23 protein-coding genes and 1 tRNA gene are annotated in these 22,909 nt (G+C 64.1%); 17 read left to right on the top strand and 7 right to left on the bottom strand.

From position 1 onward, the window contains the following. Positions 1–187 precede the first annotated feature (187 nt). The gene (gltX, locus tag VB672_RS07750) at positions 188–1,528 is read left to right on the top strand and encodes a glutamate--tRNA ligase (RefSeq protein WP_329783601.1); all 1,341 of its coding nucleotides are present in this window, start codon (positions 188–190) and stop codon (positions 1,526–1,528) included. Positions 1,529–1,670: 142 nt separating this feature from the next. On the opposite strand, the gene VB672_RS07745 is transcribed toward gltX, so the two are convergent. From VB672_RS07745 to VB672_RS07735, 3 genes are all read right to left on the bottom strand, one after another. Further along, complete coding sequence (locus tag VB672_RS07745) at positions 1,671–2,432, bottom strand: ABC transporter permease (protein WP_329783600.1); 762 nt, start codon at positions 2,430–2,432, stop codon at positions 1,671–1,673. Continuing rightward, entirely contained in the window at positions 2,429–3,400 is a 972-nt protein-coding gene (locus tag VB672_RS07740) for an ABC transporter ATP-binding protein (protein WP_329783599.1), read from the bottom strand. The genes VB672_RS07745 and VB672_RS07740 overlap by 4 nt, the downstream gene beginning before the upstream one ends. 237 nt (positions 3,401–3,637) lie before the next feature. Beyond that, the gene (locus VB672_RS07735; RefSeq protein ID WP_329783598.1) at positions 3,638–4,759 is read right to left on the bottom strand and encodes a DUF2865 domain-containing protein; all 1,122 of its coding nucleotides are present in this window, start codon (positions 4,757–4,759) and stop codon (positions 3,638–3,640) included. A gap of 157 nt (positions 4,760–4,916) precedes the next feature. On the opposite strand from VB672_RS07735, the gene VB672_RS07730 reads away from it, so the two are divergent. Both VB672_RS07730 and VB672_RS07725 read left to right on the top strand, forming a co-directional pair. Continuing rightward, positions 4,917–5,300, top strand: coding sequence for a VOC family protein (locus VB672_RS07730; protein ID WP_329783597.1), 384 nt, complete (start codon positions 4,917–4,919; stop codon positions 5,298–5,300). A 63-nt stretch (positions 5,301–5,363) separates the two neighbouring features. Next, the gene (locus tag VB672_RS07725; RefSeq protein WP_329783596.1) at positions 5,364–5,870 is read left to right on the top strand and encodes a CreA family protein; all 507 of its coding nucleotides are present in this window, start codon (positions 5,364–5,366) and stop codon (positions 5,868–5,870) included. Positions 5,871–5,882: 12 nt separating this feature from the next. On the opposite strand, the gene VB672_RS07720 is transcribed toward VB672_RS07725, so the two are convergent. Beyond that, on the bottom strand, positions 5,883–6,494 hold the full coding sequence (locus VB672_RS07720) for a LysE/ArgO family amino acid transporter (RefSeq protein ID WP_329783595.1): 612 nt from the start codon (positions 6,492–6,494) through the stop codon (positions 5,883–5,885). A 93-nt stretch (positions 6,495–6,587) separates the two neighbouring features. On the opposite strand from VB672_RS07720, the gene VB672_RS07715 reads away from it, so the two are divergent. Further along, on the top strand, positions 6,588–7,478 hold the full coding sequence (locus tag VB672_RS07715; protein ID WP_329783594.1) for a LysR family transcriptional regulator ArgP: 891 nt from the start codon (positions 6,588–6,590) through the stop codon (positions 7,476–7,478). A gap of 13 nt (positions 7,479–7,491) precedes the next feature. Here VB672_RS07715 and VB672_RS07710 read toward each other — a convergent pair whose 3' ends face one another. Beyond that, on the bottom strand, positions 7,492–7,815 hold the full coding sequence (locus VB672_RS07710; RefSeq protein ID WP_329783593.1) for a hypothetical protein: 324 nt from the start codon (positions 7,813–7,815) through the stop codon (positions 7,492–7,494). Between the two features lie 293 nt (positions 7,816–8,108). On the opposite strand from VB672_RS07710, the gene cysS reads away from it, so the two are divergent. The 4 genes from cysS to VB672_RS07690 all read left to right on the top strand — a co-directional run bounded on the left by cysS (position 8,109) and on the right by VB672_RS07690 (position 12,384). Continuing rightward, on the top strand, positions 8,109–9,578 hold the full coding sequence (cysS, locus tag VB672_RS07705) for a cysteine--tRNA ligase (RefSeq protein ID WP_329783592.1): 1,470 nt from the start codon (positions 8,109–8,111) through the stop codon (positions 9,576–9,578). Then, complete coding sequence (locus VB672_RS07700) at positions 9,578–10,087, top strand: GNAT family N-acetyltransferase (protein WP_329783591.1); 510 nt, start codon at positions 9,578–9,580, stop codon at positions 10,085–10,087. Before cysS ends, VB672_RS07700 begins: the two co-directional genes overlap by 1 nt. Further along, a complete protein-coding gene (gene cimA / locus VB672_RS07695) occupies positions 10,084–11,679 on the top strand; it encodes a citramalate synthase (RefSeq protein WP_329783590.1) in 1,596 nt (531 codons plus the stop codon). The genes VB672_RS07700 and cimA overlap by 4 nt, the downstream gene beginning before the upstream one ends. A 210-nt stretch (positions 11,680–11,889) precedes the next feature. Continuing rightward, the gene (locus VB672_RS07690; RefSeq protein WP_329783589.1) at positions 11,890–12,384 is read left to right on the top strand and encodes a DMT family transporter; all 495 of its coding nucleotides are present in this window, start codon (positions 11,890–11,892) and stop codon (positions 12,382–12,384) included. A gap of 10 nt (positions 12,385–12,394) precedes the next feature. Here the strand turns inward: VB672_RS07690 and VB672_RS07685 are convergent, their stop codons facing one another. Continuing rightward, positions 12,395–13,003, bottom strand: coding sequence for a TIGR00730 family Rossman fold protein (locus VB672_RS07685; RefSeq protein ID WP_329783588.1), 609 nt, complete (start codon positions 13,001–13,003; stop codon positions 12,395–12,397). A 126-nt stretch (positions 13,004–13,129) separates the two neighbouring features. On the opposite strand from VB672_RS07685, the gene VB672_RS07680 reads away from it, so the two are divergent. From VB672_RS07680 to VB672_RS07650, 7 genes are all read left to right on the top strand, one after another. After that, positions 13,130–14,419, top strand: a complete 1,290-nt coding sequence (locus tag VB672_RS07680) for a LysM peptidoglycan-binding domain-containing protein (RefSeq protein WP_329783587.1) — start codon at positions 13,130–13,132, stop codon at positions 14,417–14,419. Positions 14,420–14,759: 340 nt separating this feature from the next. Further along, on the top strand, positions 14,760–16,670 hold the full coding sequence (locus VB672_RS07675; protein ID WP_329783586.1) for an ABCB family ABC transporter ATP-binding protein/permease: 1,911 nt from the start codon (positions 14,760–14,762) through the stop codon (positions 16,668–16,670). Between the two features lie 54 nt (positions 16,671–16,724). Next, positions 16,725–17,426, top strand: a complete 702-nt coding sequence (locus VB672_RS07670) for a phosphatidylserine decarboxylase (protein WP_329783585.1) — start codon at positions 16,725–16,727, stop codon at positions 17,424–17,426. A 138-nt stretch (positions 17,427–17,564) separates the two neighbouring features. After that, complete coding sequence (locus VB672_RS07665; RefSeq protein ID WP_329783584.1) at positions 17,565–18,416, top strand: CDP-alcohol phosphatidyltransferase family protein; 852 nt, start codon at positions 17,565–17,567, stop codon at positions 18,414–18,416. A gap of 107 nt (positions 18,417–18,523) precedes the next feature. After that, positions 18,524–19,174, top strand: coding sequence for a Maf-like protein (locus VB672_RS07660; RefSeq protein ID WP_329783583.1), 651 nt, complete (start codon positions 18,524–18,526; stop codon positions 19,172–19,174). 82 nt (positions 19,175–19,256) lie between these two features. Next, positions 19,257–19,460 (top strand): DNA gyrase inhibitor YacG, encoded by a 204-nt coding sequence (gene yacG, locus VB672_RS07655; protein WP_329783582.1) that lies wholly within the window; start codon positions 19,257–19,259, stop codon positions 19,458–19,460. Positions 19,461–19,562: 102 nt separating this feature from the next. Further along, positions 19,563–19,638: transfer RNA gene (locus tag VB672_RS07650), tRNA-Phe, on the top strand. Positions 19,639–19,770: 132 nt separating this feature from the next. On the opposite strand, the gene VB672_RS07645 is transcribed toward VB672_RS07650, so the two are convergent. Continuing rightward, entirely contained in the window at positions 19,771–20,577 is an 807-nt protein-coding gene (locus VB672_RS07645) for a DUF1828 domain-containing protein (protein WP_329783581.1), read from the bottom strand. A 587-nt stretch (positions 20,578–21,164) separates the two neighbouring features. Here VB672_RS07645 and VB672_RS07640 point away from each other — a divergent pair. Next, positions 21,165–22,010, top strand: coding sequence for an AbiU2 domain-containing protein (locus tag VB672_RS07640; protein WP_329783580.1), 846 nt, complete (start codon positions 21,165–21,167; stop codon positions 22,008–22,010). A gap of 523 nt (positions 22,011–22,533) precedes the next feature. Further along, a complete protein-coding gene (locus tag VB672_RS07635; protein WP_329783579.1) occupies positions 22,534–22,884 on the top strand; it encodes a hypothetical protein in 351 nt (116 codons plus the stop codon). Positions 22,885–22,909: the final 25 nt, after the last annotated feature.

Here is a 22,909-nt window from a genome sequence, read left to right as displayed (position 1 = left end):
CTTGTCTGCCGCAAGTCGGGAACACCCGACTTGCGGTGGGGAGGAGTTGGAGGTGGGGGTGTGAGCGATAGTCTATCAAGCTATGGCGCCGGCACCCCTCCCCACAAGGGGGAGGGAATAAGGTCCGAGCGCTGTCAAAATCCCATCACCCCTTGCGCCGCCGGGTTCCCTTCGCCATAGCATCTGCATGTCCAAGCCCATCGTTCGCTTCGCCCCGTCCCCGACCGGGCACATCCATATCGGCAATACCCGCGTGGCCCTGCTCAACGCGCTCTATGCGCGGCGGGAAGGCGGCACCTTCATCCTGCGCTTCGACGACACGGACCTTGCGCGGTCGAAGCAGGAATATGCGGATTCCATCGAATCCGATCTGCGCTGGCTCGGCATCCCTCCCAACGTGATCGTCCGCCAGTCGGACCGGTTCGACCTCTATGACGCGGCCGCCGAGCGGCTGAAGGCGGTGGGCCGGCTCTATCCCTGCTACGAGACGCAGGAGGAGCTGGAATTCCGCCGCAAGCGCCAGCTCGCCCGCGGCCTGCCGCCGATCTACGACCGCGCGGCCCTCAAGCTCACCGACGCGGACCGGACCAAGCTCGAAGAGGAGGGGCGCAAGCCTCATTGGCGCTTTCGCCTCGAACCCACCAACGTCACCTGGGACGATCTGGTGCGCGGCCCCTGCCACGTGGATTGCAGCTCGCTCTCGGATCCGGTGCTGGTGCGCGAGGACGGGACCTATCTCTACACGCTGCCCTCCGTGGTCGACGACATCGAACTGAAGGTGACCCACGTGATCCGGGGCGAGGACCACGTCACCAACACGGCAGTGCAGATCCAGATCTTCGAGGCGCTTGGCGCTGCCGTTCCCACCTTCGCCCATCACAGCCTGCTGATCACCGCGAGCGGCGAGGGGCTGTCGAAGCGCCTCGGCCATCTCTCGATCAAGGGCCTGCGCGATTCCGGACTCGAGCCGCAGGCGGTGGCCTCGCTCGCCGTGCTCGTGGGCTCGGCCGAGGCCGTGCGCCCTGTGGCGGATCTGGGCGAACTCGCCCGGCTTATCGACTTCTCCCACATCTCCCGCGCGCCGGCGAAGTTCGACGAGAGCGAGCTGGAGCACCTGAACGCCCGCCTGATCCACGAGATGCCCTACGAGGCCGCCCGCGAGCGGCTGGCGGAGCTCGATGCCGACGAGGGCGGGGCCTTCTGGAATGCGGTGCGCGGCAACCTGACGAAGGTCCGCGATGCCGCTGAATGGGCCAGGGTCGTGCGCGGTCCGGTGACGCCGGTGATCGAGGACAAAGCCTTCATTGACGCGGCCACGGGCGTCCTGCCGGAGGGGCCGTGGGATGCGACGACCTGGAAAACCTGGACGGAAGCCGTGAAGGCGGCGACCGGCGTGAAGGGCAAGGCCCTGTTCATGCCGCTCCGTCTCGCGCTCACCGGGCTCGATCACGGGCCGGAGCTGGGCGCGCTGCTGCCGCTGATCGGCCCCGAGCGCGCGAGGGCGCGTCTGGCGGGGCAGGCAGCGTAAGGACTCCAGGTTATCTTGCTCTCGGCGCGGCCAACACCCGCCACGTCATGGCCGGGCTTGTCCCGGCCATCCCGATCCGGAATGGCGCGGCGCTTCGGGCAATCGGGATCACCCGCACAAGGCCGGTGATGACGTGCGGTGGTTACGCCTTGATCCTGTACCCCGTCCGGAAGATCCACCAGACGGCGCCGAGGCAGATCAGCATGAACACGAGCGTCATGGCGAGGCTCAAGCCCACGCCCACATCGGCGACGCCGTAGAAGCTCCAGCGGAAGCCGCTCACCAGGTAGACCACCGGGTTGAACAGGGCGATCGTCTGCCAGAAGGGCGGCAGCATGTTGATGGAGTAGAAGCTGCCGCCGAGGAAGGCCAGCGGCGTCACGATCATCAGGGGCACGATCTGCAGCTTCTGGAAGCTGTCGGCCCAGATGCCGATGATGAAGCCGAACAGGCTGAAGGTGATCGAGGTCAGCACCAGGAAGGCGATCATCCAGACCGGATGTTCGATCGAGAAATCGACGAACAGCCGCGCGGTGATCAGGATGATGGTGCCGATGATCACCGATTTGGTGGCCGCGGCCCCCACATAGCCGATCACCGTCTCCAGCGCCGAGATCGGAGCGGAGAGGAGTTCGTAGATGGTGCCGGAGAACTTCGGCATGTAGATGCCGAAGGAGGCGTTCGAGATGCTCTCCGTCAGGATGGAGAGCATGATCAGGCCGGGCACGATGAAGGCGCCGTAGCTGACGCCGTCGATATTGGCCATGCGCGACCCGATGGCGGAGCCGAAGACGATGAAGTAGAGCGAGGTCGAGAGCACCGGCGAGGCGATGCTCTGCATCAGCGTGCGCCAGGTGCGTGCCATCTCGAAGAGATAGATGGCTTTGATGGCATAGACGTTCATGCGCGCCCCCTGACCAGGCTGACGAAAATCTCCTCGAGCGACGACTCGGAGGTCTGCAGGTCCTTGAAATCGATGCCGTGCTCGTTCAGGCGCCGCAGAAGTCCCGCGATGCCCGTCTCCTGCGTCTGGGTGTCGAAGGTGTAGACGAGTTCGCTGCCGTCGGCGGAAAGCTGCAGGTTGTCGGATCGCAGCTCCGGCGGCAGGCCCGAAAGGGGGCTCTGGAGATGGAGTGTCAGCTGCTTCTTGCCGAGCTTCTGCATGAGGACGTGCTTGTCCTCGACCAGGATGATCTCGCCCTTCCGGATCACCCCGATCCGGTCGGCCATCTCCTCGGCCTCCTCGATGTAGTGGGTGGTCAGGATGATCGTGACCCCGCTCTCCCGCAGCCGACGGACCATGTTCCACATGTCCTGCCGCAGCTCCACGTCGACGCCGGCGGTCGGCTCGTCGAGGAACAGGATCTTGGGCTCGTGCGAGAGAGCCTTGGCGATCATGACCCGGCGCTTCATGCCGCCGGACAGCGTCATGATCTTGCTGTCGCGTTTCTCCCAGAGCGAGAGATCCTTCAGGATCTTCTCGATATAGGCCGGATCGGGCTTCTTGCCGAAGAGGCCCCGGCTGAACGTGACCGTGGCCCACACGCTCTCGAAGGCGTCGGTGGTCAGTTCCTGCGGCACGAGGCCGATTTTGGTGCGGGCGGGGCGATAATCCCGAACGATGTCGTGGCCGTCGGCCGTGACCTTGCCCGTGCTCGGGTTGACGATCCCGCAGATGATGCTGATGAGCGTCGTCTTGCCGGCACCGTTAGGGCCGAGCAGGGCGAAGATCTCGCCCCGGCGGATTTCCAGGTCGACCGTCTTCAGGGCCTGGAAGCCCGATGAATAGGTCTTGCTGAGGCCGGAAACGGCAATGATCGGATCCGATGCGCCCGCAGGCCGGGGCATCTCGAGAGAATCGAGCGGTTTCATGCGGGCGTCATAGCATGGCCGTAGGCCGTGCGGAATGCGCACGCTGCCTGCCCTGATGGGGAGGTCTTCCCGGGGCGCTTGACCGGATGGCCGGGACGAGCCCGGCCATGACATTGTGGATGTCATCCCCGGCGAGCCGCAGGCGAGGGAAGGGAATCCATAGCGCTTAAGCATGCGGGTGGATTTCCTTCCCCTCCGCTGACGCTCCGGCCGGGAATAACACCGTCCTGAAAGGAATCAGTTCTGCGCGTGCGGAACCGGGATCAGGTTGGGGGCGATCACCCGCACGGTCTTCTTCTGGCCGTTGCCCACGACGACTTCCTGCTTCGCGCCCTCGCCCTGGCCGACCACGGCGCTGGTCTCGATCGATTGCGGCCCGATGCCGGCCGATTCCTTGCTGGCGGTCGGAGCGGCGGCGGCGATCTCGGCGGCCTCCTTGGTCTCGTCGTCGGCCTTCTTGTCGGCGGCCTTGCGGGCCGCCTGCGTCTTCGGCCGTGACAGCTCCTCGGCTTTCTCGGCGGTGACGATCAGGTCGCCCTTGCGCTGCTGGAGCATGCTCTCGGCCTTGCGCAGAACCACGGCCCAGCTCTCGTCCGGCTTCTTGCAGGCGCAGCTCTCGTCGAAGGTCTTCCGGAACTTGAAGGCGTTCGCCAGCGACGTATAGGGCTGGTTCGAGGACAGCGAGGCGGCCCGGTTGAGGCCCTGGTCGCCGCCCGGATAGGCGAAGGCCAGGGTTTCCGTGCCGGGGCAGAGGGCCTGGCACATCTCGTTGGCGCTCTGACCGCCGCCCGGAGGCGTGGTCAGCGGGAAGAACGATCCGTCGCAGGTCTTCACGCAGATCAGGCGTCCGCCGCCCATGGAGGGCGGCCCGTCGTCGGCGATGATCGGCTGGCCCTCGGGCATGATCTCCTGCTGCTGTTGCTGGCGGGGAGCGCCGAACAGGGATTCGAAGAAGCCGCGGGGTTCCGTGGAGCAGGTCTGCTGGACGGCCACCTGGAGCTGACGGCGGCGGGCCTCGATCTGGCCCTGATCGACGGCCTGCGAGGCGAGGCGCGCATAGCCGGCCTCGAGCTGGCGGATCTGTCCGGCGATCGAGCCACATTCGGCCGGCGCCGGGCCGGCCAGGAAGCCGAGCGGTCCGCGCTCGCAGCCGATGTTGCGGTAATAGCCGACGAGGCGGTTGATCTCCGCCCGCTGGGCCTGCATCTGGCCGGACGGCGCGCTCCCGCCGCTGCGTTCCAGGGCCGCCAGTTCGGCCTGGAAGCGCTGGCACTGGGCCGACTGGGCATAGGCCGCTTGGCCGGCGGCCAGAAAGGCCGTCACGGCGATGAGGGAGCGGAGAAAAGATGTCTTTGCCATAGAGCTGATCGCAGAACCGGTCCGTTGCGGCGTCGAATGCCTGGGTAGGCTGGTCATGTGCCGGTGGAATTTGACCCTATTGTGATTAACGCCTTGTCGCCTTCGGGGGAAGCTGTCTAGCTTTGCACCGAACAGCGACTCCGAAACGAGACCCAGCATGTACTCTCATACGACCATCGGGGCAAATGACCTCGCCCGGGCGAGGGGCTTCTACGATGCGGTGCTCGCTCCCCTGGGGCTCGAGATACGCTACTCGGACGACGGAATCATCGGATGGGGCCTGCCCGGCGGACGGCCGCAGTTCCTGGTCGTGCGCCCGTTCGACGGCCGGGAGCCGAGCCCCGGCAACGGGTCCATGATCGCGCTGCTGGCCTCGAAGCGCAGCCTCGTCGACGCCTGCCATGCCGCAGCCCTCGAGCAGGGCGGGACGGACGAGGGCGGGCCGGGCGTGCGGCCGCATTATCATCGGAACTATTACGGCGCTTATTTTCGGGATCTCGAAGGCAACAAGATCTGCATCGTCACCCATCACGCGGAGTAGCCTCTCGTCAAAGGCTCGCACAATCCCCACATGACAGCGTAACCGTGGGAGACGATTGGAACGATGCTTGCCCGAATTGCCCTGGCTCTGGCTGTGACCCTGGCCGCCGTGACCGGTGCCGCCGCCCAGGAGCCCGACCTGATCTTCAAGAAGTCCACGGTCTGGCGGGCATTGACGCCGGACGACAAGCTCGCGGTCTACGGGATCGACGATCCCTTGGTCGAGGGCGTGGCCTGCCACTACACGACGCCCGAGCGCGGCGGCATTTCCGGCACCTTCGGCGTGGCCGAGGAAGTCTCCGACATCTCCCTGTCCTGCCGGCAGGTGGGGCCGGTGAAGTTCAAGCAGAAGTTCGGCCAGGGCGACGTGGTGTTCAGCGAGCGCCGGTCGCTGATCTTCAAGAAGATGCAGATCGTGCGCGGCTGCGATGCCAAGCGCAACACCCTGGTCTACATGGTCTATTCGGACCGGCCCATCGAGGGCTCGCCGAAGAACTCCACCTCGACCGTCCCGCTGATGCCCTGGGGTACCGAAGTTCCGCCGAATTGCGGGGAATGGCTGAAGTCGTAAGGACCACAGCCATCAGCCTGTGCTCCGGTTGAGCAGCAATCGTGCGGCCGTCGCCCACATGATGAGCCCGATGGTGACGTCGAGAAGGCGCCATGTGACGGGCCGGGCGAAGAGCGGCTTCAGGAGCCGGGCGCCGAAGCCGAGGGAGAAGAAGAACACGAAGGAGGCCGTCATGGCGCCGGCGGCGAACCATCCCTTGCCTCCGTCGAACTGGGTCGAGATCGAGCCGATCAGGACGACCGTGTCGAGATAGACATGCGGGTTGAGCCAGGTCAGGGCGAGGCAGGTGAGCACCACCCGGCCGAGGCTGTCCGGGGCCGCCTCCGCCGGTCGGAGGGAGGCCGATCCCAAGGCGGCCATGAAGCTGCGCCCGCCGTAGGCCAGAAGGAAAGCCGCGCCGCCATAAAGCAGAACCGTCTCGGCCCAGGGCACCCGCGCGCTGAGCTGCGCGAATCCCGACACCCCCGCCAGGATCAGCACGGCGTCCGAGAGCGCGCAGGTGAGGCACACCGCGAGCACATGTTCGCCGCGCAGGCCGATGCGCAGCACGAAGGCGTTCTGCGCCCCGATGGGCAGGATGAGGCTGAGGCCGAGCAGGAAGCCGGCGAGAAGGGGAGCGGTCATGTCGATAATCCGGTGAGGAATCGACGTTCTCTATGTCCGGGTCTAGGATTAGGAAAGTTAAAGTCTCTGAGGCTTATTTAGAAAAACTGATCCATGTTGGATTATGCCCTTCTCTCCGCTCTCGCCGCGGTGGTGCGCACCGGCAGCTTCGAGCGGGCAGCCCAACAGCTGAACGTCACGCCTTCGGCGGTCTCGCAGCGGATCAAACTGCTGGAGGAGCGGATCGGGGCCGTTCTCGTCGTTCGTGGCCAGCCGTGTCTTGCGACCGAAACAGGTCAGCGCCTGTGCCAGCATGTGGAGCAGGTCGCCCTGCTGGAGAGCTCCCTGCGTCAGACTCTTCCGGGTCTGGAGCCTGAAGACCGGCCGGTTACCCTCCGCATTGCCGTGAACGCGGACAGCCTCGCCACCTGGCTCATCCCGGCCATGGCCCGGACGGAGGGGTTCCTGTTCGATCTCGTGGTGGACGATCAGGATCACAGTGCGGATTGGCTGCGGCGCGGCGAGGTCGTGGCCGCCGTGACCTCCCACAGCCAGCCGGTTCAGGGCTGCAACTGCTACTCCCTGGGCGCCCTGCGATACGTGGCGACGGCGAGCCCCGGTTTCGTCGAGCGCTGGTTTCCCGAGGGATTGAGCGGGGAGGCGGCGGCCCGCGCTCCCTGCCTCGTCTTCAATCGGAAGGATCGGCTGCAGGCGCTCTGGCTGCGTCAGGCTCTCGGCAGCGAGGTGCAGCCGCCGCTCCATTGGCTGCCGTCGTCGCAGGCTTTCGTCGACGGGGCGCTGGCGGGATTGGGGTGGGGGATGAACCCGGACCTCCTGGTCAAGGACCATCTCCGGGCCGGGCGGCTGGTGGCGTTGGAGCCGTCCCAGCCCCTGGAGGTGCCGCTCTACTGGCAGCAGAGCCGGATCGTCGGACCCCTGCTGGCAGACCTGACCCGGGCCATCCTTGCGACCGCCCGGGCCATGCTGGCGCCGATAGAGCCTTGAACCGGAAGCGGCCTCAGTTCGAGCAGGTCACGGAGACCGGCGGCTCCTTGGGGCCGAGAGAGGCCTTCTGGATGTTGCCGGTGACCTCGTCGGGCGTGATCTGCCGGTAGGAGACCGCCTTCGTGTAGCCATGCGCCTCGCACCAGGCATTCGCCACAACTTGGCCACAAGCCTGGTTTGTGATCAGGCATTCCGCGACGCCATAGCCGTCGGCGGCGGGAACCATGAAGGTGGCTTCGGTCGAGGAGGCCTGGGATCCGTTGGGGAGCAGCGTCAAGGACGCGGCTGCAAAAAACACGACAGTACCCATTCCGAGCATGGCGAATGCGCGGCGCATCGTAGACCTCATTGTTTGAACTCGTGCGATTATGCCACGAGTGTGCGTGAACAAAGCTCTAACGCGCTTGGCCAGAACCCGTTTCATGCGGCCGTGCAAATTAAACATGATTACCGAATCGGAAATCTTGACGTTCCGAGCCTGAAAAGGCATTGATGGCTTCATGAACACGGCAACGATCCTCATTTCCGGGATTATTTGCGGCTAGCGCATTTCGCTGGCTGGAGCCGTCTCGTTCTCATTCCAAGATCGAAACCACCCTCCGGCCTGCGGCCTGACAGGGATTTGGTTTCATGGCGGCAAGCTTGAGGCTCTACAACACGTTGACCCGGTCGAAGGACGCATTCGTCCCGATCGACCCTGAGAACGTGCGCCTCTACGTCTGCGGACCCACCGTTTACGACTACGCCCACATCGGCAACGCCCGCCCGATCATCGTCTTCGACCTTCTCTTTCGTCTGCTGAGGCATGTTTACGGCACGGAAGCCGTGACGTATGTGCGCAATATCACCGATGTGGACGACAAGATTAACGCCCGCGCCGCCCGGGATTACCCGGATCTGGCCACCAACGAGGCCATACGGGTCGTCACCGGCAAGACGGAAGAGCAGTTCCACGCCGATATCCGGGCGCTGGGCGTTCTCATGCCGGAGGACGTGAACGAGGCGGGCAAGCCTCAGCGCTTCATCGAGCCCCGGGCGACCGAGCATATCGACGAGATGCGGATGATCATCGAGCGGCTGATCGCCCGCGGAGCCGCCTATGTGGCCGAGGAGCACGTGCTCTTCTCCGTGGCGGCCATGCACACGCTCAAAGGCGTTCCGCAATACGGCGCCTTCTCGAAGCGCTCCCTCGACGAGCTTCTCTCCGGCGCCCGCGTGGACGTGGCGCCCTACAAGCGCGACCCGATGGATTTCGTGCTCTGGAAGCCCTCCGGCCCAAAGGATCCCGCCTGGCCGTCGCCGGCCGGCATCGCGACGCCGGGCCGTCCCGGCTGGCACATCGAGTGCTCGGCCATGGCATGGCGGCACCTGGTTCAGGCCTTCGAGACGCGGCTCACCTGCGCCGACCCGACGGCCCGCGAGATCTTCGACATCCACGGCGGCGGCATCGACCTCGTCTTCCCGCACCACGAGAACGAGATCGCGCAGAGCTGCTGCGCCTTCGACACGCCGCGCATGGCCAATGTGTGGATGCACAACGGCTTCCTTCAGGTGGAGGGGGAGAAGATGTCGAAGTCGCTGGGCAACTTCTTCACGATCAACGAACTCCTGCAGGAGTGGCCAGGCGAGGTTTTGCGCTTCAACATGCTGCGCACGCATTATCGTCAACCCATCGACTGGACGGAGAAGGGGCTCGAGGAGAGCGAGAAGACCCTCGACCGGTGGTATGAACTGGCAGGCAGGGGCGAGGCGGCCTTCCTTTCGGACCACATCGTCGAAGCGCTCGCGGACGATCTCAACACGCCGAAGATGCTGGCGGAGCTTCACGCCCTCGACGGGCAAGGCGCTCACGCGGAACTCGGCGCCAACCTTCGTTCGCTCGGGTTCCTCCTGGAAGGAGCGGAAGCCTGGAAGGCCCGCAAGCAGGCTTCGCTCGGCGTCGACCCTGAGCAGATCGAGGCGCTGATCGCGGCTCGCAAGGACGCGCGCGCGGCCAAGAACTGGGCCGAGTCCGACCGCATCCGCGACGAGCTCGCGGCGCTCGGCGTCGTCGTGAAGGACAACAAGGACGGCACGACCACCTGGGAGGTTGCACGCTGATGGGACAGGCATTGCCGAAACCGGGGCTGCGGCCCTTCCTGCCGGCGGATCTGCCGATCCTCGTCGACATCTACGAGGAGAGCATCGCCGAGCTGACCGGGGAAGTTTACAGCGAGAGCCAGCAGGAAGCGTGGATCGCGCGCGCCGAGGACGATGCCTTCGCCGAGAAGCTGACGAAGAGCCTGACCCTGATCGCCACCGTCGAAGGCTCGCCCGTCGGCTTCATCGCGCTGAAGGACAACGAGCTGATCGAGCTGTTCTACGTGCATCCCGCGGCGGCGGGCCAAGGGATCGGCACCATGCTCTACGACGCGGTCGAGAAGCTCGCCGGCGCGCGAGGCGCCGCACGCCTCGTGGCGGAGGTCAGCGACAATGCGCTGCCCTTCTTCCAGAAGCACGGCTTCCAGCCGCAGCGCCGCAACACCATGCCGCTCGGCGACGAATGGCTCGGCACCACCACCATGGAAAAGCGCCTGGCGCCCCAGGAAGACAGGAAGTTGTCGTCATGAGCCGCGAGCGCATCACCCTCTTCGACACCACCCTTCGTGACGGGGCGCAGACCACGGGTGTCGACTTCTCCCTCGAGGACAAGAAGGCCATCGCTGCGCTCCTCGACAAACTCGGCATCGATTACGTGGAAGGCGGCTATCCGGGGGCGAACCCTCTCGACACCGCCTTCTTTGCCGAGAAGCGCACGAAGAACGCCAAGTTCACCGCCTTCGGCATGACCAAGCGGGCAGGGCGTTCCGTGTCCAACGATCCCGGCGTCGCGGCCTTGCTCGAGGCACAGGCCGATGCGATCTGCTTCGTGGCCAAATCCTGGGACTACCATGTGCGCGTGGCGCTCGAGACCACGCCGGAGGAGAACCTCGCGGGCATTCACGAGAGCGTCGAGGCCGCTCGCGCCAAGGGCCGTGAAGTGCTCGTCGATTGCGAGCATTTCTTCGACGGTTACAAGGCCAATCCCGATTACGCGCTCTCCTGCGTGAAGACCGCCTACGATGCGGGCGCGCGCTGGATCGTGCTCTGCGACACCAATGGCGGCACGCTGCCTCACGAGGTGACCGAGATCGTCACGGCGGTGACGAATGTCGTGCCGGGCGCCCATGTCGGCATCCATGCCCATGACGATTGCGGCTGCGCGGTGGCCAATTCGCTCGCGGCCGTGGAAGCGGGCGCGCGCCAGATCCAAGGCACCCTCAACGGCCTCGGCGAGCGCTGCGGCAACGCCAATCTCATCACCCTCATCGGCGCCTTGAAGCTCAAGGACGGCTATGCCGCCCGCTTCGATCTCGGCGTCACGGATGACGCTTTGGGCCAGCTCACCCATGTGTCGCGGCAGGTGGACGAGATCCTCAACCGGCAGCCGAACCGTCATGCGCCTTTCGTGGGCTCGAGCGCCTTCGCCACCAAGGCCGGCATCCATGCCTCGGCGGTCCTGAAGGATCCGCGCACTTACGAGCACGTGGAGCCGGAATCCGTCGGCAATGCGCGCAGGCTTCTCGTCTCCGACCAGGGCGGGCAGTCGAACATCCTGGCCGAACTGAAGCGCTGCGGCTTCGAGCTCGAGAAGGGCGATCCGCGCATCGGCCGCGTGCTCGACGAGGTGAAGCGCAAGGAGGCTGAAGGTTTCGCGTTCGAAGGCGCGGACGCGTCCTTCTACGTGCTGGTCAAGCGCATGCTGGGCGAAGTGCCGGCCTTCTTCGACGTGGAGCGCTTCTCCGTCAACGTGGAGCGCCGCTTCAATGCGGTCGGCGAACTCGTCACCGCCTCGGAGGCCATCGTGAAGGTGCGGGTGGGCGACGAGGTGCTGATCTCCGCGGCCGAGGGCAACGGCCCGGTGAACGCGCTCGACGTCGCCTTGCGCAAGGATCTCGGCAAGTACCAGAACCTGATTCAGGACCTGGAGCTGGTCGACTATAAGGTCCGTATCTACCAGGGCGGTTCGGATGCGGTCACGCGCGTGCTGATCGAGTTTACGGACGGCTCGGGCGAGCGCTGGACCACCATCGGCGTGTCGCCCAACATCATCGACGCCTCGTTCCAGGCGCTGACGGATTCCATGGTCTACAAGCTGTTGAAGGGCGGCGCGTCGCTTTGATGGGAGGCACAGAGATTGTCTCCCTCCCCCTTGTGGGGAGGGGTGGCTGCGAAAGCAGCCGGGGAGGGGGTGGTGGCGCCACACCTTCACAGGCTATCGCTCACACCCCCACCTTCCGCTCCTCCCCACAAGGGGGAGGAGGGTTCCCGCGCTCTCTGGAATCTCCTAAGAGACGCCGCTTACAGCGGCTCCTCAGGATGAGGTGAGCGTGTGAATTTACCTGTCGTTCAAGCCGACGCTTCTCTTGGGTTTTCCATGAACGTCTCGATCCTGCTGCCGCTCCTCGGCATCCTCCTGGGCGGCGTGTTCCTTGCGTCTCAGGCGCCGATCAACGCCGCCCTTGCGAAAACCCTGGGCGATCCGGTGCTCGCGGCCTGCATCTCGTTCGGGATCGGCTTCGTCATCCTGGCGGTCATCAGCGCCTTCAGGGGCGCATGGCCATCGGGCGGTGCCGTGGCGTCCGCCCCGTGGTGGTCCTGGCTCGGAGGCTTTCTCGGGGCCTTCTACGTGGCCGTCGTGATCTGGGGCGTGCCGCAGCTCGGCGTGGTCAGCACCGTTGCGGCCCTGATCTTCGGACAGGTCGCGGCTGCCCTGGTTCTCGATGCCGTGGGGGCCTTCGGCCTGCCCGTGCAGGCGATTACGTGGCAGAGGTTGCTGGCAGCCGGGATGATCCTGGGCGGGCTCGTGCTGTCCCGCACAGGCTAGGAGGCCGTCCCTAGAACTGGCTCTCGATCGCTTCCTCGTTCCCCACGATTCCGATCCGGCGGGCCGAATCTTCGACCATGGGGATGACCTCCTCGACCCGTTCCGCCACGAGATAGTTGAGCTCCAGGCCGGGGCGGATGAAGCCCTGTTCGCGCATGTGGGCGATCAGGGTGAGGAGCGGCTTCCAGAAGCCCTTGGTACTCAGCATCAGAATTGGCTTGGTGTGCCGGCCGAGCTGCGACCAGGTCATCTGCTCGACGAGCTCCTCCAAGGTCCCGATCCCGCCCGGCAGCGCGACGAAGGCGTCGGCCTTCTCGAACATCAGGCGCTTGCGGGTGTGCATGTCGGGTACCACGATGGTCTCCTGCACGTCGTCGAGGAGCTTCTCGCGGGACTTCAGAAAATCCGGGATGATCCCTGTGACATAACCGCCGTGATCGAGCACGGATTGGGCCACGGTTCCCATGAGGCCCACATTGCCGCCGCCATAGACCAGATTGATCCCCTGTTCGGCCATGAGGCGGCCCAATAAGGCCGCATTCTCCGCGAAAACGGGGTCGTCCCCGAAACCGGAGCCGCAATAAACGCAAATGGATTTGATTGATCTGTTGGATGGCATGGGCATTTCGGGGAGGCGGGGAGCCTCCCGCGCTGAGTCGTAGAGCATTATTTGTCCTTTATGGCCGTAGCCTTTTGAAAGATAAACGGTTTAAATGCACGAAAGTGCCGCGTTCGAGAAAACACCATGGCGCATCCGAAGGAAATTAAAGGTACAATTGCGTTGCTCGGCGCCGCTGCTGCATCCGTTGTCGCAGTTCTTCTCGGGGTGCTTTACTGGTCCTGGTCCGGCACGTCCGAGGCCCCGCAGAACGCCGCTCCCGCCCAGGCGACCCAGGCCCCCGCTTCGACCCAGGCGGCTCCGGGCCAGCAGGCCACCAAGCCGTCAGCCCCCGAGGCTGCCGCGCCGCAGCCGAAGGACGCACCCATCGCGCCGTCCTTCGATCTGGTCCGGGTCGAGCCGGACGGCGAGAGCGTGATCGCCGGCCGCGCGGCCCCTGGGGCGACGATCGAATTGCTGAGAGGCGACCAGGTTCACGCCCGGGCCGCGGCCGACGCCTCGGGCCTGTTCGCCATCGTGCCGCCGCCCCTGCCGCCCGGCTCCCATCTCGTGGTCCTGCAATCCATTGCGCCGGACGGGACCCGCCAGCGCTCGGCTCAAAGCGTGACGGTAGTCATCTCCGATGCCAAGACCCGGCCTCTCGTGACCCTGACGGCTCCGGACCGGCCGACGGTGGTTCTGTCCAATCCCGAGCCGCCGACAAAGGCGGCCGAAGAACCGAAGCCGGACACGAAGACCGCCGAAACCCAGCCTGTCGCGCCTCAGCCGGCCCCGCAGCAGCAGGCCGGCGTCGCACCGACCGTATCTCCCCCGCCGGCGCCTGCTCCGTCGGCGGCGCGGCCCGAGATCAAGATCGTGACCGTCGAATCCGAGGAGGGGAAACTCTTCGTGTCCGGCCTGTCGGCCCCGGGGGCGACCGTGCGCCTCTACCTCAACGAGAGCTTCATCGCTCCGGGCGGCGCCGGGGGCGACGGCAAGGTGTCCTTCTCGATCGGCAGCGGCGTGAAGCCCGGCGATTACCGGATCCGCCTCGACGACGTGGATCCGGTCTCGGGCCAGGTCAGGTCCCGCGCCGAGGTGGGCTTCAACGTGCCGGTCCAGGTGGCCTCGGCGCAGCCGCAGGCGCCGATATCGCCTCAGGCGACCGGTTCGTCGCCCCAGCCGTCGCGCGAGGTGGCCTCCGCCTTGCCTGAAGGCCAGATGGCCAGTGCCGGAATGGTCGTGATCCCCAACATCAACACCACCATCGTGTCTCGGGGCGACAATCTCTGGCGGATCAGCCAGCGGGTCTACGGCAAGGGCCTGCGCTACACGGTGATCTACGGCGCGAACCAGGAGCAGATCCGCAATCCGGACCTGATCTATCCGGGCCAGGTCTTCGTCCTGCCGGGCGACCAGGAGCCGAAGAGCAACTGAGGCTTTCCTTAGGATGCTAAGTCTAATCGTTCAGGACCGACCGGGAACTGCGCCAGACGAACCGCGAGCCATCCTGAATAGCCACCCCACGTCATGGCCGGGCTTGTCCCGGCCATCCCGATTGGAAGAGTGCGGCGTTCCAGGGGATCGGGATCACCGGCACAAGGCCGGTGATGACGAAAGTGGTGAATGTCCGGCCCAACTCCCGGGAGGAGGGGCGGAGGCCGGAATAGCCGCAACGAGTGCTTCGCCCTAAACCTGGAACAATTACAGACTCGGGGTGAATTCATCCTGCCGATCGCCTATATCGAGGTCCGATATTTCGATTGGATTCTCGCGTATGTCTCCCTCCACCGCCGTCCCGACGACGAGCGCTGCTGCGCCACAGCCCAACGGCTTGGCGGCGACCTGGACAAAGCTCTGGCCCTATCTCTGGCCGCACGGACGACCGGATCTCCAGCGACGGGTCTTCCTGGCCTTCGGACTTCTGCTCGTGGCCAAGGGCGTCACCATGGTCACGCCCTTCGCCTTCAAATGGGCGACGGACGCGCTCGTCGCCGTCACAGGCGGCAACCAGGGGGCTGAGGCGGCGGCGACGGCCGGGTCCTGGCTCTGGAAGGCGCCGATCCTGCTGACCGTGATCTACGGCGTCACCCGCATCCTCATGGCGGTCCTGACCCAGCTGCGCGACGGCCTCTTCGCCAAGGTCGCCATGCATGCGGTGCGCAACCTCGCGCTCCAGACCTTCGAGCACATGCACCGCCTGTCCCTGCGCTTCCATCTGGAGCGCAAAACTGGCGGCCTGACCCGGGTGCTGGAGCGCGGCCGCGAGGGCATCGAGGAATTGTCCCGCCTCGTGGTGCTCACTCTGGTCCCGACGATCCTCGAGTTCATCCTCGTGCTGGGCCTGCTCGCCTGGGAGTTCAACTGGCTCTATTCCGCCGTCGTGTTCGTGATGGTGGTCGTCTACCTCGCCTATACCTACAAGGCGACCCAGTGGCGGATCTCGATCCGCAAGCAGATGAACGACTCCGACACGGACGCCAACACCAAGGCGGTCGATTCGCTCCTGAACTACGAGACGGTGAAGTATTTCGGCGCCGAGCAGCGGGAGACCGCCCGCTACGACCGCTCCATGGCGAAGTTCGAGCGCGCTTCCACGCAGACCTATACCTCGCTCGCCGTACTCAATGCCGGCCAGGCGGTGATCTTCTCCATCGGCATGGCCGTCGTGATGGTCCTGGCCGCGCGGGACATCATGGCCGGGCAGGCCTCCATCGGCAGCTTCGTGCTCGTCAACGCCATGCTGGTGCAGCTTTACATCCCGCTGAACTTCATGGGCATGCTCTACCGCGAGATCAAACAGGCGCTCATCGACATCGACGACATGTTCGCGATCATCGAGCGCAACCCCGAGATCCAGGACAAGCCCGGCGCCAAGCCGCTGCAGGTGACGGAAGGCGTGGTGCGCTTCGAGGACGTGCATTTCGCCTATATTCCCGAGCGCCCGATCCTGAAGGGCGTGAGCTTCGAGGTGCCGGCCGGCCATACGGTCGCCATCGTCGGCCCCTCGGGTGCCGGCAAGTCGACGATCTCGCGCCTGCTGTTCCGCTTCTATGAGCCCACCAGCGGTCGCATCCTCATCGACGGGCAGAACATCGCCGAGGTGCAGCAGGCGTCGTTACGCAAGGTCATCGGCATGGTCCCGCAGGACACGGTGCTGTTCAACGACACCATCGGGTACAACATCCAGTACGGCCGCTGGGACGCGACCCCGGAGGAGGTCAGGGAGGCCGCGCGGCTCGCCCAGATCGACCGCTTCATCGGCCTGCTGCCGGAAGGCTATGATACCCCCGTGGGCGAGCGCGGCCTGAAGCTCTCGGGCGGCGAGAAGCAGCGGGTGGCCATCGCGCGCACCATTCTCAAGGCTCCTCCGATCCTGGTCCTCGACGAGGCGACCTCGGCGCTGGACACCTTCACCGAAAAGGAAATTCAGGACGCCCTCGACCGGGTCAGCCGCGGGCGCACCACCCTGGTGATCGCCCATCGGTTGTCCACAGTCATCGGCGCCGACGAGATCATCGTCCTCGACCAGGGGCGGGTGGTCGAGCGCGGCGATCATGCCAGCCTGCTGGCTCACGGCGGGGTCTATGCCGCCATGTGGAACCGCCAGCGCGAGGCGGATCAGGCGCGCGAGACCCTCAAGCGGGCCGAGGAGGAGGAGCGCAGCCCCGAGAGCGTGGCCGGTTGACGGAAACGTTTTAGCCTGCCATCCCCACGCAAACCTTCTTAGGGCTGTGAAAGAATGACCGATATCCTGGAATCGATGCGCCGCATCTTCGTGCCGATCCACAAGGAGGGCTATCCCTTCATCCTGATCGCGCTGTTCGCGACGATCGTGCTGGCGTGGCTCTGGTCGCCTCTGGGCTGGATCGGCGCGATCCTGACCGTGTGGGTCTGCTACTTCTTCCGGGATCCGCCGCGGGTGACGCCGATCCGGGAGGGTCTCGTGGTCTCCCCGGCCGACGGGCGGGTGAACCTCATCACCACCGCCGTGCCCCCGGCCGAGCTCGACCTGCCGCCCGAGCCCATGACCCGCATCACGGTCTTCATGAACGTGTTCGACTGCCACGTGAACCGGTCGCCGGTCACGGGCCGGATCACCCAGATCCTCTACACGCCGGGCCTCTTCCTCAATGCCGAGCTCGACAAGGCGAGCGAGGACAACGAGCGCAACGCCCTCGTGATCGAAACCGCCCATGCCAAGATCGGCGTGGTCCAGATCGCCGGCCTCGTGGCGCGCCGCATCGTCTCCTTCGTGAAGATCGGCGAACATTTGAGCACCGGCGAGCGCTTCGGCCTGATCCGGTTCGGCTCCCGCCTCGACATCTTCGTGCCGCTCAACGCCCAGGTTCTCGTGGGTCTCGGCCAGACGGCGGTCGCCGGCGAGACGGTGCTCGCGGACCTGACCGCCAACGAGCCCGCACGCCAGTACCGGGTGGGCTGATCCCTTTTGCCCATGAGGGCGGCGTCCCTCCCAACGGTCCTTTGGACGGAACCGCCCGCAGCGATCGGCGATTCTCCATCAGCCGTAAACTGCCCAGCTCTGCTTGCCGCTCTGGCTGGCTCCTCCTAGGTTGGTGTCATGAGTGACCTCTTTCCGCCCTTTGCCCCGGATCCGAACGAACCGCGCAAGCGGCTGTTCAAGCCGGTTCCGTTCCGGATGATCGCCCCCAACATCATCACCCTGATCGCCCTGTGTCTGGGGCTCTGGGCCATCCGGCTGGCCTTCGACGGGCAGTACGAGCGGGCGGTCGTGGCCGTGATCGTGGCCGCCTTCCTGGACGGGGTCGACGGGCGGATCGCCCGCCTGCTGAAGGGTACCTCCCGGTTCGGCGCGGAACTCGACTCCCTGGCCGACTTCCTGAATTTCGGCGTCACTCCGGCGCTCATCATCTACAGCTTCGTCCTGCACGAACTGGGGCGGGTGGGCTGGATCGGCTCCATCGTGCTCGCCATCGCGGCGGCGCTGCGCCTCGCCCGGTTCAACGTCATGATCGACGATCCCAACCGGCCCGAATGGAAGAAGAACTTCTTCGTCGGCATGGCGGCCCCCATGGGCGCCATGTGTGCCCTGCTGCCGCTTTATCTGTCCTTTCTCGGCATCCCCATCCAGGACTCGTCCGTCGGGCCTGTCATCCTCGTCTACGTGGTGGGCATCGCGTTTCTCATGGTCTCGACGATCCCGACCTATTCGGGAAAGACCATGGGCAAGTACGTGCCGCGCCAATGGGTCCTGCCGATCTTTGTCCTCTCGGTCGCGGCCTTCGGCCTGCTCATCAGCTTCCCCTGGGAGATGCTGAGCCTGATCACGGTCGTCTTCCTCGTGACGATCCCGGTCAGCGTGATGCGCTATCGCAAGCTCGAGCGGCTCGACGCCACGAGCGATCCGCAGGCCGGGCCGTCCTCGCCCGGGGCGGAGCCGCCCATCGTCTGATCGACTTGATTCAATCGCCCCCGGTGCCATGTTGTGACCCGGCGTAGCTATTGGCCCGAAGAGTATCGTTGAAGGATCCCGCAGGATCCGCGAGTGTGGAGAGAAAAGTGGCGTCTTCTTCCGAGGTGTCGAATCCCAGTGGGCGGCCCAAGCTCGTGCTCGCATCCGCCTCGCCGCGCAGGCTCGGCCTCCTGCAGCAGGCCGGCATCGAGCCCGACGCCCTTCTGCCGGCCGATGTGGATGAGACGCCCCTCAAGAACGAGGGCGCCAAGGAACTGGCCAAGCGCCTCGCCCGCTCGAAGGCCGAGGTGGCCCGAAAGGTGGCCCGCGCCCGCGACGACCTGAAGGGTTCCTACATCCTGTCCGCCGACACCGTCGTGGTCGTCGGCAAGCGCGTCCTGCCCAAGGCGGAACTCGTGGACGAGGCGGCCGGCTGCCTGAGGCTGCTCTCGGGCCGTGCCCACCGGGTCTACACCTCCATCTGCCTGATCACCCCGAAGGACTCGGTCCGCGAGCGCCTGGTGGAGACCCGAGTCCGCTTCAAGCGTCTGTCGCGGGACGAGTTCGAGCGCTATCTCGCCTCCGGCGAGTGGCGCGGCAAGGCCGGGGGCTATGCGATCCAGGGGCTCGCCGGCACCTTCGTGGTCAAGCTGGTCGGCTCCTATTCCAACGTGGTGGGCCTGCCCCTCTACGAAGCCGCGGCCCTGCTCGACGGGGAGGGCTATCCCGTCCGGTCCAGCTGGCTCGACGCGGCCTGAGGCCATTCCCTGATTTCGGAGCTGTCTTGCACGACAGGTCGCCGGCAACCACGTTGCCGTTTGAAACAAAAGGAGGCGCGAGATGAACGCCGCCAACGAAAACAAGCCTCTGGCGTCAGCCGGCAAGTGCCCGATCTGCGGCAAGCCCGCCCAGCCGGACTACAAGCCCTTCTGCTCCAGGCGCTGCGCCGATGTGGATTTGAACCGCTGGCTCTCCGGCACCTACGCCATTCCGGCAGTCGAGAGTGAGGAGGACGACAGCGATGAGGACGGCCGGGAGGCGTGAGCGAAATTTCCCGGAATTTTTGTCGCTCGAAGCGCTGGACATGCGACGCAGGTCTGACTATACACCCCTCCACGACGCGCACGGCCTCGCCGCGCCTCGGATGCCCAGGTAGCTCAGTTGGTAGAGCATGCGACTGAAAATCGCAGTGTCGGTGGTTCGATTCCGCCCCTGGGCACCATCTTTCCCCTTGAATAGATTGATGAAATGAAAAGAGCGCCTTTTGGGCGCTTTTCGCTTTTTCCCCCAGGGACACGCCGGGGACACAAATCCCGGCGCGTTGGACGAAATAAATTGTTTGGCTTAGGCGGGTTTAGTGGCTCGAACCTACGACTGTTGAATCGATCCCTACGAGCTCCATGAGAGCTTGCATCGCGGACTTTTCCTCTCCCCGGAACACGAGCACCTTATCCAGCCGATTCATTGCGCGGCCGAGGACCCGCGATGAAACCGCGGCTGGCCGTTGGCTTTCAACGATCGAGACGACCCGGACCGCGACTTGGGCTTGGTATTTAGCCTCCAGACGCAAAACTTGGGCCTCCGTCAGGCGCATATCATTTGTTCCAAAGAACACCGCGACGGGTTCCACGCCGTTCCGATCTACGATCGCGTCTGCGACGATGTCCGGTAAACTCTCGCTAACCACTTGATCGAACGCTAGGCGGGCTTTGCCCTCGAATGTTGCTTCTATCGCCTGTCGAACGTCGTCTCGGAACGTATTCGCGACGGTCTTCGGGTGTTGGAGGAGGAGAAAGTCCTGCAAGCGGAGACGAAGGCTCACGAACCGCATTGCGGCGTTCGGGAGCTCCTCGTCGGAAAAAGGGCCGCTTATGAGCTCTGCTCGCTCCTCGTCGTAGGAGAAGCCATACTCGGCCAGCATTGCGGAAAGAGCGCTTCCTCGGGTGTTGTTCTCGAAAGAAACGCCTTGAGCTTCTAGAAACGGAATCGTTGAACCATCATCGGCAATCCAATAATTACCTTCTTTTCCAGATACATAGAAGCCGATCTGATCTCCGTCGGAGAGATTAAACTCGGTTCCGACGGCGATTACACCACTAGCGAGACGCCGCGTTGTGATCGTCCCACAAAGGGCCTTCTTTAGGACGTCGACGGTGTTCACAGCAGACCTCCCGGGGTCTTTGGTACCACTACTTTGAAGAATCCGTGTGACAAGGACAAGGCGTCCCCTTCCGTAAACGCTCCCCGCCGGCGGGAGCTCCGCCGGGGGATCCGCTTTAGCCCGTCGTAGTCCTGACGACCCACTGGCGGGGTAACACTCGGGTCGCAAGGGGCATGGATATGGAGACCCGGGTGGGTTCCGTGATCCTCAAGCCGAGCAATAACTACAAGCCCGCCCCCCGGAAGATCCTCGGCAAACCAAGCCCCGAACTTCTCTGTATCGGTTCGGAAGAAGGTTAGGAGCCGAAAAGCGCGTCCATGTGCCTCAAGTTCATCGATCCGCCAGCGGAATGCCGTCCCGAGTTTGATCGGGCTCCTGCTTAGGGGGAAAGCTCCCTGGTGAATCTTGCCGGACGTCCACTTTCCCGGGACGGTAAGCATTTTCGGCGTTCTGATCAGTGTTGCATGCATTTGACGGCGAAACTCTCTCCGAACGGAGAAAGAGGGGAGAGGGAATTAATCCTCTAAATGCAGTTGATCGAAAGAGCCACTCGAACTTGCGTATATAGTTAGCCTTGGTCGGCCAGCGTGGACGCGTTGTCTCAAGCGATCGGGATGGGGTGGGGGCTAGTGGCGCGGAAATCAAAACGGATCTCGTTCGAGGATTGGGTTAAGGGTCTCCCGTTCGACGAGCGCCTAACCCATGCGCGCCAGGCGCTTGAGGGAGTGAACAACGTCGCTCACTTCCTGAATTCGCTTCACGCGACGAATCAAATCGTCCTCTATTCGGACGTATTGAGCAGCCAGGTCGGCCGCTCATACGCCGCCAATGCTTACCATACGTTCACTCGCGGCCTTCAGGAGATCGAGCTCGTTCGGCTTTGCAGCCTTTGGGACAGGGGCGAGCGGGACGCATTTAGCATTCCGACCGTGATCGATCTGATCGACAACAACGACGTGATTGAGTGCATTAGTCGACTTGCGGGAGAAACTCGGAGGTACGTCCACGATCCGGAAAGGCCGCTGGGCGAGACGGAGGAGGACCGGGAGATCATCCGTAAGGCCCTGATTAGAATGGGCGAGCGCGAGGAGCGGCAGGAGCGCCGGCGCACGTGCGTCGTCACACGACGCACGATTCGGGAGGCGAGAGAGATCTCCCGCTCCGAGACGCTGAGAAACGTCGTCAATTTCCGAAACAAATACATCGCTCACGCGACCGGCCTCACGCGCCGCGAGCGCGACGAGGGAAACGGACCGCTCCCAATCCCGAAACTAGGCGACGAGACGGAGCTCCTGGTTAAGACGCTCAAGATCATTGAGCGCCTCGACCAACGCGTCCGGGGCGTCTCATTCATGTGGGATGATAGCCGGGAAATTGAGAGACGAAACGCTGAGTACCTTTGGCGTGGCGTGACGATTAAGGTTCTCCGATAGTTGCAGTGGCGAACGGGGGCGGCCAAGCGCTTGAGGCGTTTGCCGAGCCAGAGCGCCGACGGGAATAGCGGGATCGAAAAGGGGCGGGCGGCTATGCGGTTAGAGGACTATGGGGATCTGCCGGAGGATGTTCAGCAGATGATCGCTGAACTTCAGATCAAGGTCATGGACCTTGAAGGCGAGGCAAAACTTTTTCGAGCGGCTGCTCTGATTACGCTCATGCTCGTTGCGGAGCGGATCTGGAGATATTCATTTCCTTAAGCCTATGCCACCCGAGGCCACTCTCGCGAGCCGGGGCGGCCGATCGAGGTATTCCAGATGAAACGGCTGCGGAAACGCTCCGCGGCCGCCTGTGGTCAATTTTCGCGCCTTGCCGGGGCCAGGGAATGCGACGGGAAATCTACAACTGGGGTTAACAAGATTCCGGTGGAATTCGTCACCCGCTTCAATTGCTTTTCTAAGCTTTCGAGTTTCATGCTCGGAACCGCGAGTCGGCGTCTTGACCTCTATGAGATGAAGAAAAATGTGGCTGTTGCGATATCCAGGGCGGGGAGCAAGTCGAAGCGCAGAGGCGCTATCATTTACGTTTTCATTTGACCCAAACGGGTACCATGTTGTGCGCGGTCCGACAGTCCAGACTATATTTACCTTCAATGGTGAGATGGGAGATCGGACCTCAGACATAATTATTCAAACTAATTTCAATGATATTGCATGCATTCTCAAGGTCATGGTCGATAATGGTGATGAAAATGCAAAGAAACTTGTTGGCAATTTTAACCTAAATCGTTTCATAACAAAAGGGTTTAAATTAGTAGACAATGATAAGCTACGAGATGAAACGACAGAATATTCAAAAACATTTAAGCGTTAAATAGCTGGCTTGGACGGAGCCACGG

Origin of the sequence: Microvirga sp. CF3016 (assembly GCF_036314085.1) — a bacterium.
Classification (GTDB): domain Bacteria; phylum Pseudomonadota; class Alphaproteobacteria; order Rhizobiales; family Beijerinckiaceae; genus Microvirga.
The sequence above is the reverse complement of the archived record's forward strand: the minus strand, read 5'-3'. Positions and strand labels throughout refer to the sequence as shown.

Coding starts and splice junctions, on each gene's coding strand:
- cimA (WP_329783590.1), top strand. CDS start 10,084: ATGAGCCGCGAGCGCATCACCCTCTTCGACACCACCCTTCGTGACGGG.
- VB672_RS07670 (WP_329783585.1), top strand. CDS start 16,725: ATGACCGATATCCTGGAATCGATGCGCCGCATCTTCGTGCCGATCCAC.
- VB672_RS07725 (WP_329783596.1), top strand. CDS start 5,364: ATGCTTGCCCGAATTGCCCTGGCTCTGGCTGTGACCCTGGCCGCCGTG.
- VB672_RS07740 (WP_329783599.1), bottom strand. CDS start 3,400: ATGAAACCGCTCGATTCTCTCGAGATGCCCCGGCCTGCGGGCGCATCG.
- VB672_RS07700 (WP_329783591.1), top strand. CDS start 9,578: ATGGGACAGGCATTGCCGAAACCGGGGCTGCGGCCCTTCCTGCCGGCG.
- yacG (WP_329783582.1), top strand. CDS start 19,257: ATGAACGCCGCCAACGAAAACAAGCCTCTGGCGTCAGCCGGCAAGTGC.
- VB672_RS07735 (WP_329783598.1), bottom strand. CDS start 4,759: ATGGCAAAGACATCTTTTCTCCGCTCCCTCATCGCCGTGACGGCCTTT.
- cysS (WP_329783592.1), top strand. CDS start 8,109: ATGGCGGCAAGCTTGAGGCTCTACAACACGTTGACCCGGTCGAAGGAC.
- VB672_RS07715 (WP_329783594.1), top strand. CDS start 6,588: ATGTTGGATTATGCCCTTCTCTCCGCTCTCGCCGCGGTGGTGCGCACC.
- VB672_RS07680 (WP_329783587.1), top strand. CDS start 13,130: ATGGCGCATCCGAAGGAAATTAAAGGTACAATTGCGTTGCTCGGCGCC.
- VB672_RS07665 (WP_329783584.1), top strand. CDS start 17,565: ATGAGTGACCTCTTTCCGCCCTTTGCCCCGGATCCGAACGAACCGCGC.
- VB672_RS07745 (WP_329783600.1), bottom strand. CDS start 2,432: ATGAACGTCTATGCCATCAAAGCCATCTATCTCTTCGAGATGGCACGC.
- VB672_RS07720 (WP_329783595.1), bottom strand. CDS start 6,494: ATGACCGCTCCCCTTCTCGCCGGCTTCCTGCTCGGCCTCAGCCTCATC.
- VB672_RS07635 (WP_329783579.1), top strand. CDS start 22,534: ATGTGGCTGTTGCGATATCCAGGGCGGGGAGCAAGTCGAAGCGCAGAG.
- VB672_RS07710 (WP_329783593.1), bottom strand. CDS start 7,815: ATGCGCCGCGCATTCGCCATGCTCGGAATGGGTACTGTCGTGTTTTTT.
- VB672_RS07685 (WP_329783588.1), bottom strand. CDS start 13,003: ATGCCATCCAACAGATCAATCAAATCCATTTGCGTTTATTGCGGCTCC.
- VB672_RS07730 (WP_329783597.1), top strand. CDS start 4,917: ATGTACTCTCATACGACCATCGGGGCAAATGACCTCGCCCGGGCGAGG.
- VB672_RS07675 (WP_329783586.1), top strand. CDS start 14,760: ATGTCTCCCTCCACCGCCGTCCCGACGACGAGCGCTGCTGCGCCACAG.
- gltX (WP_329783601.1), top strand. CDS start 188: ATGTCCAAGCCCATCGTTCGCTTCGCCCCGTCCCCGACCGGGCACATC.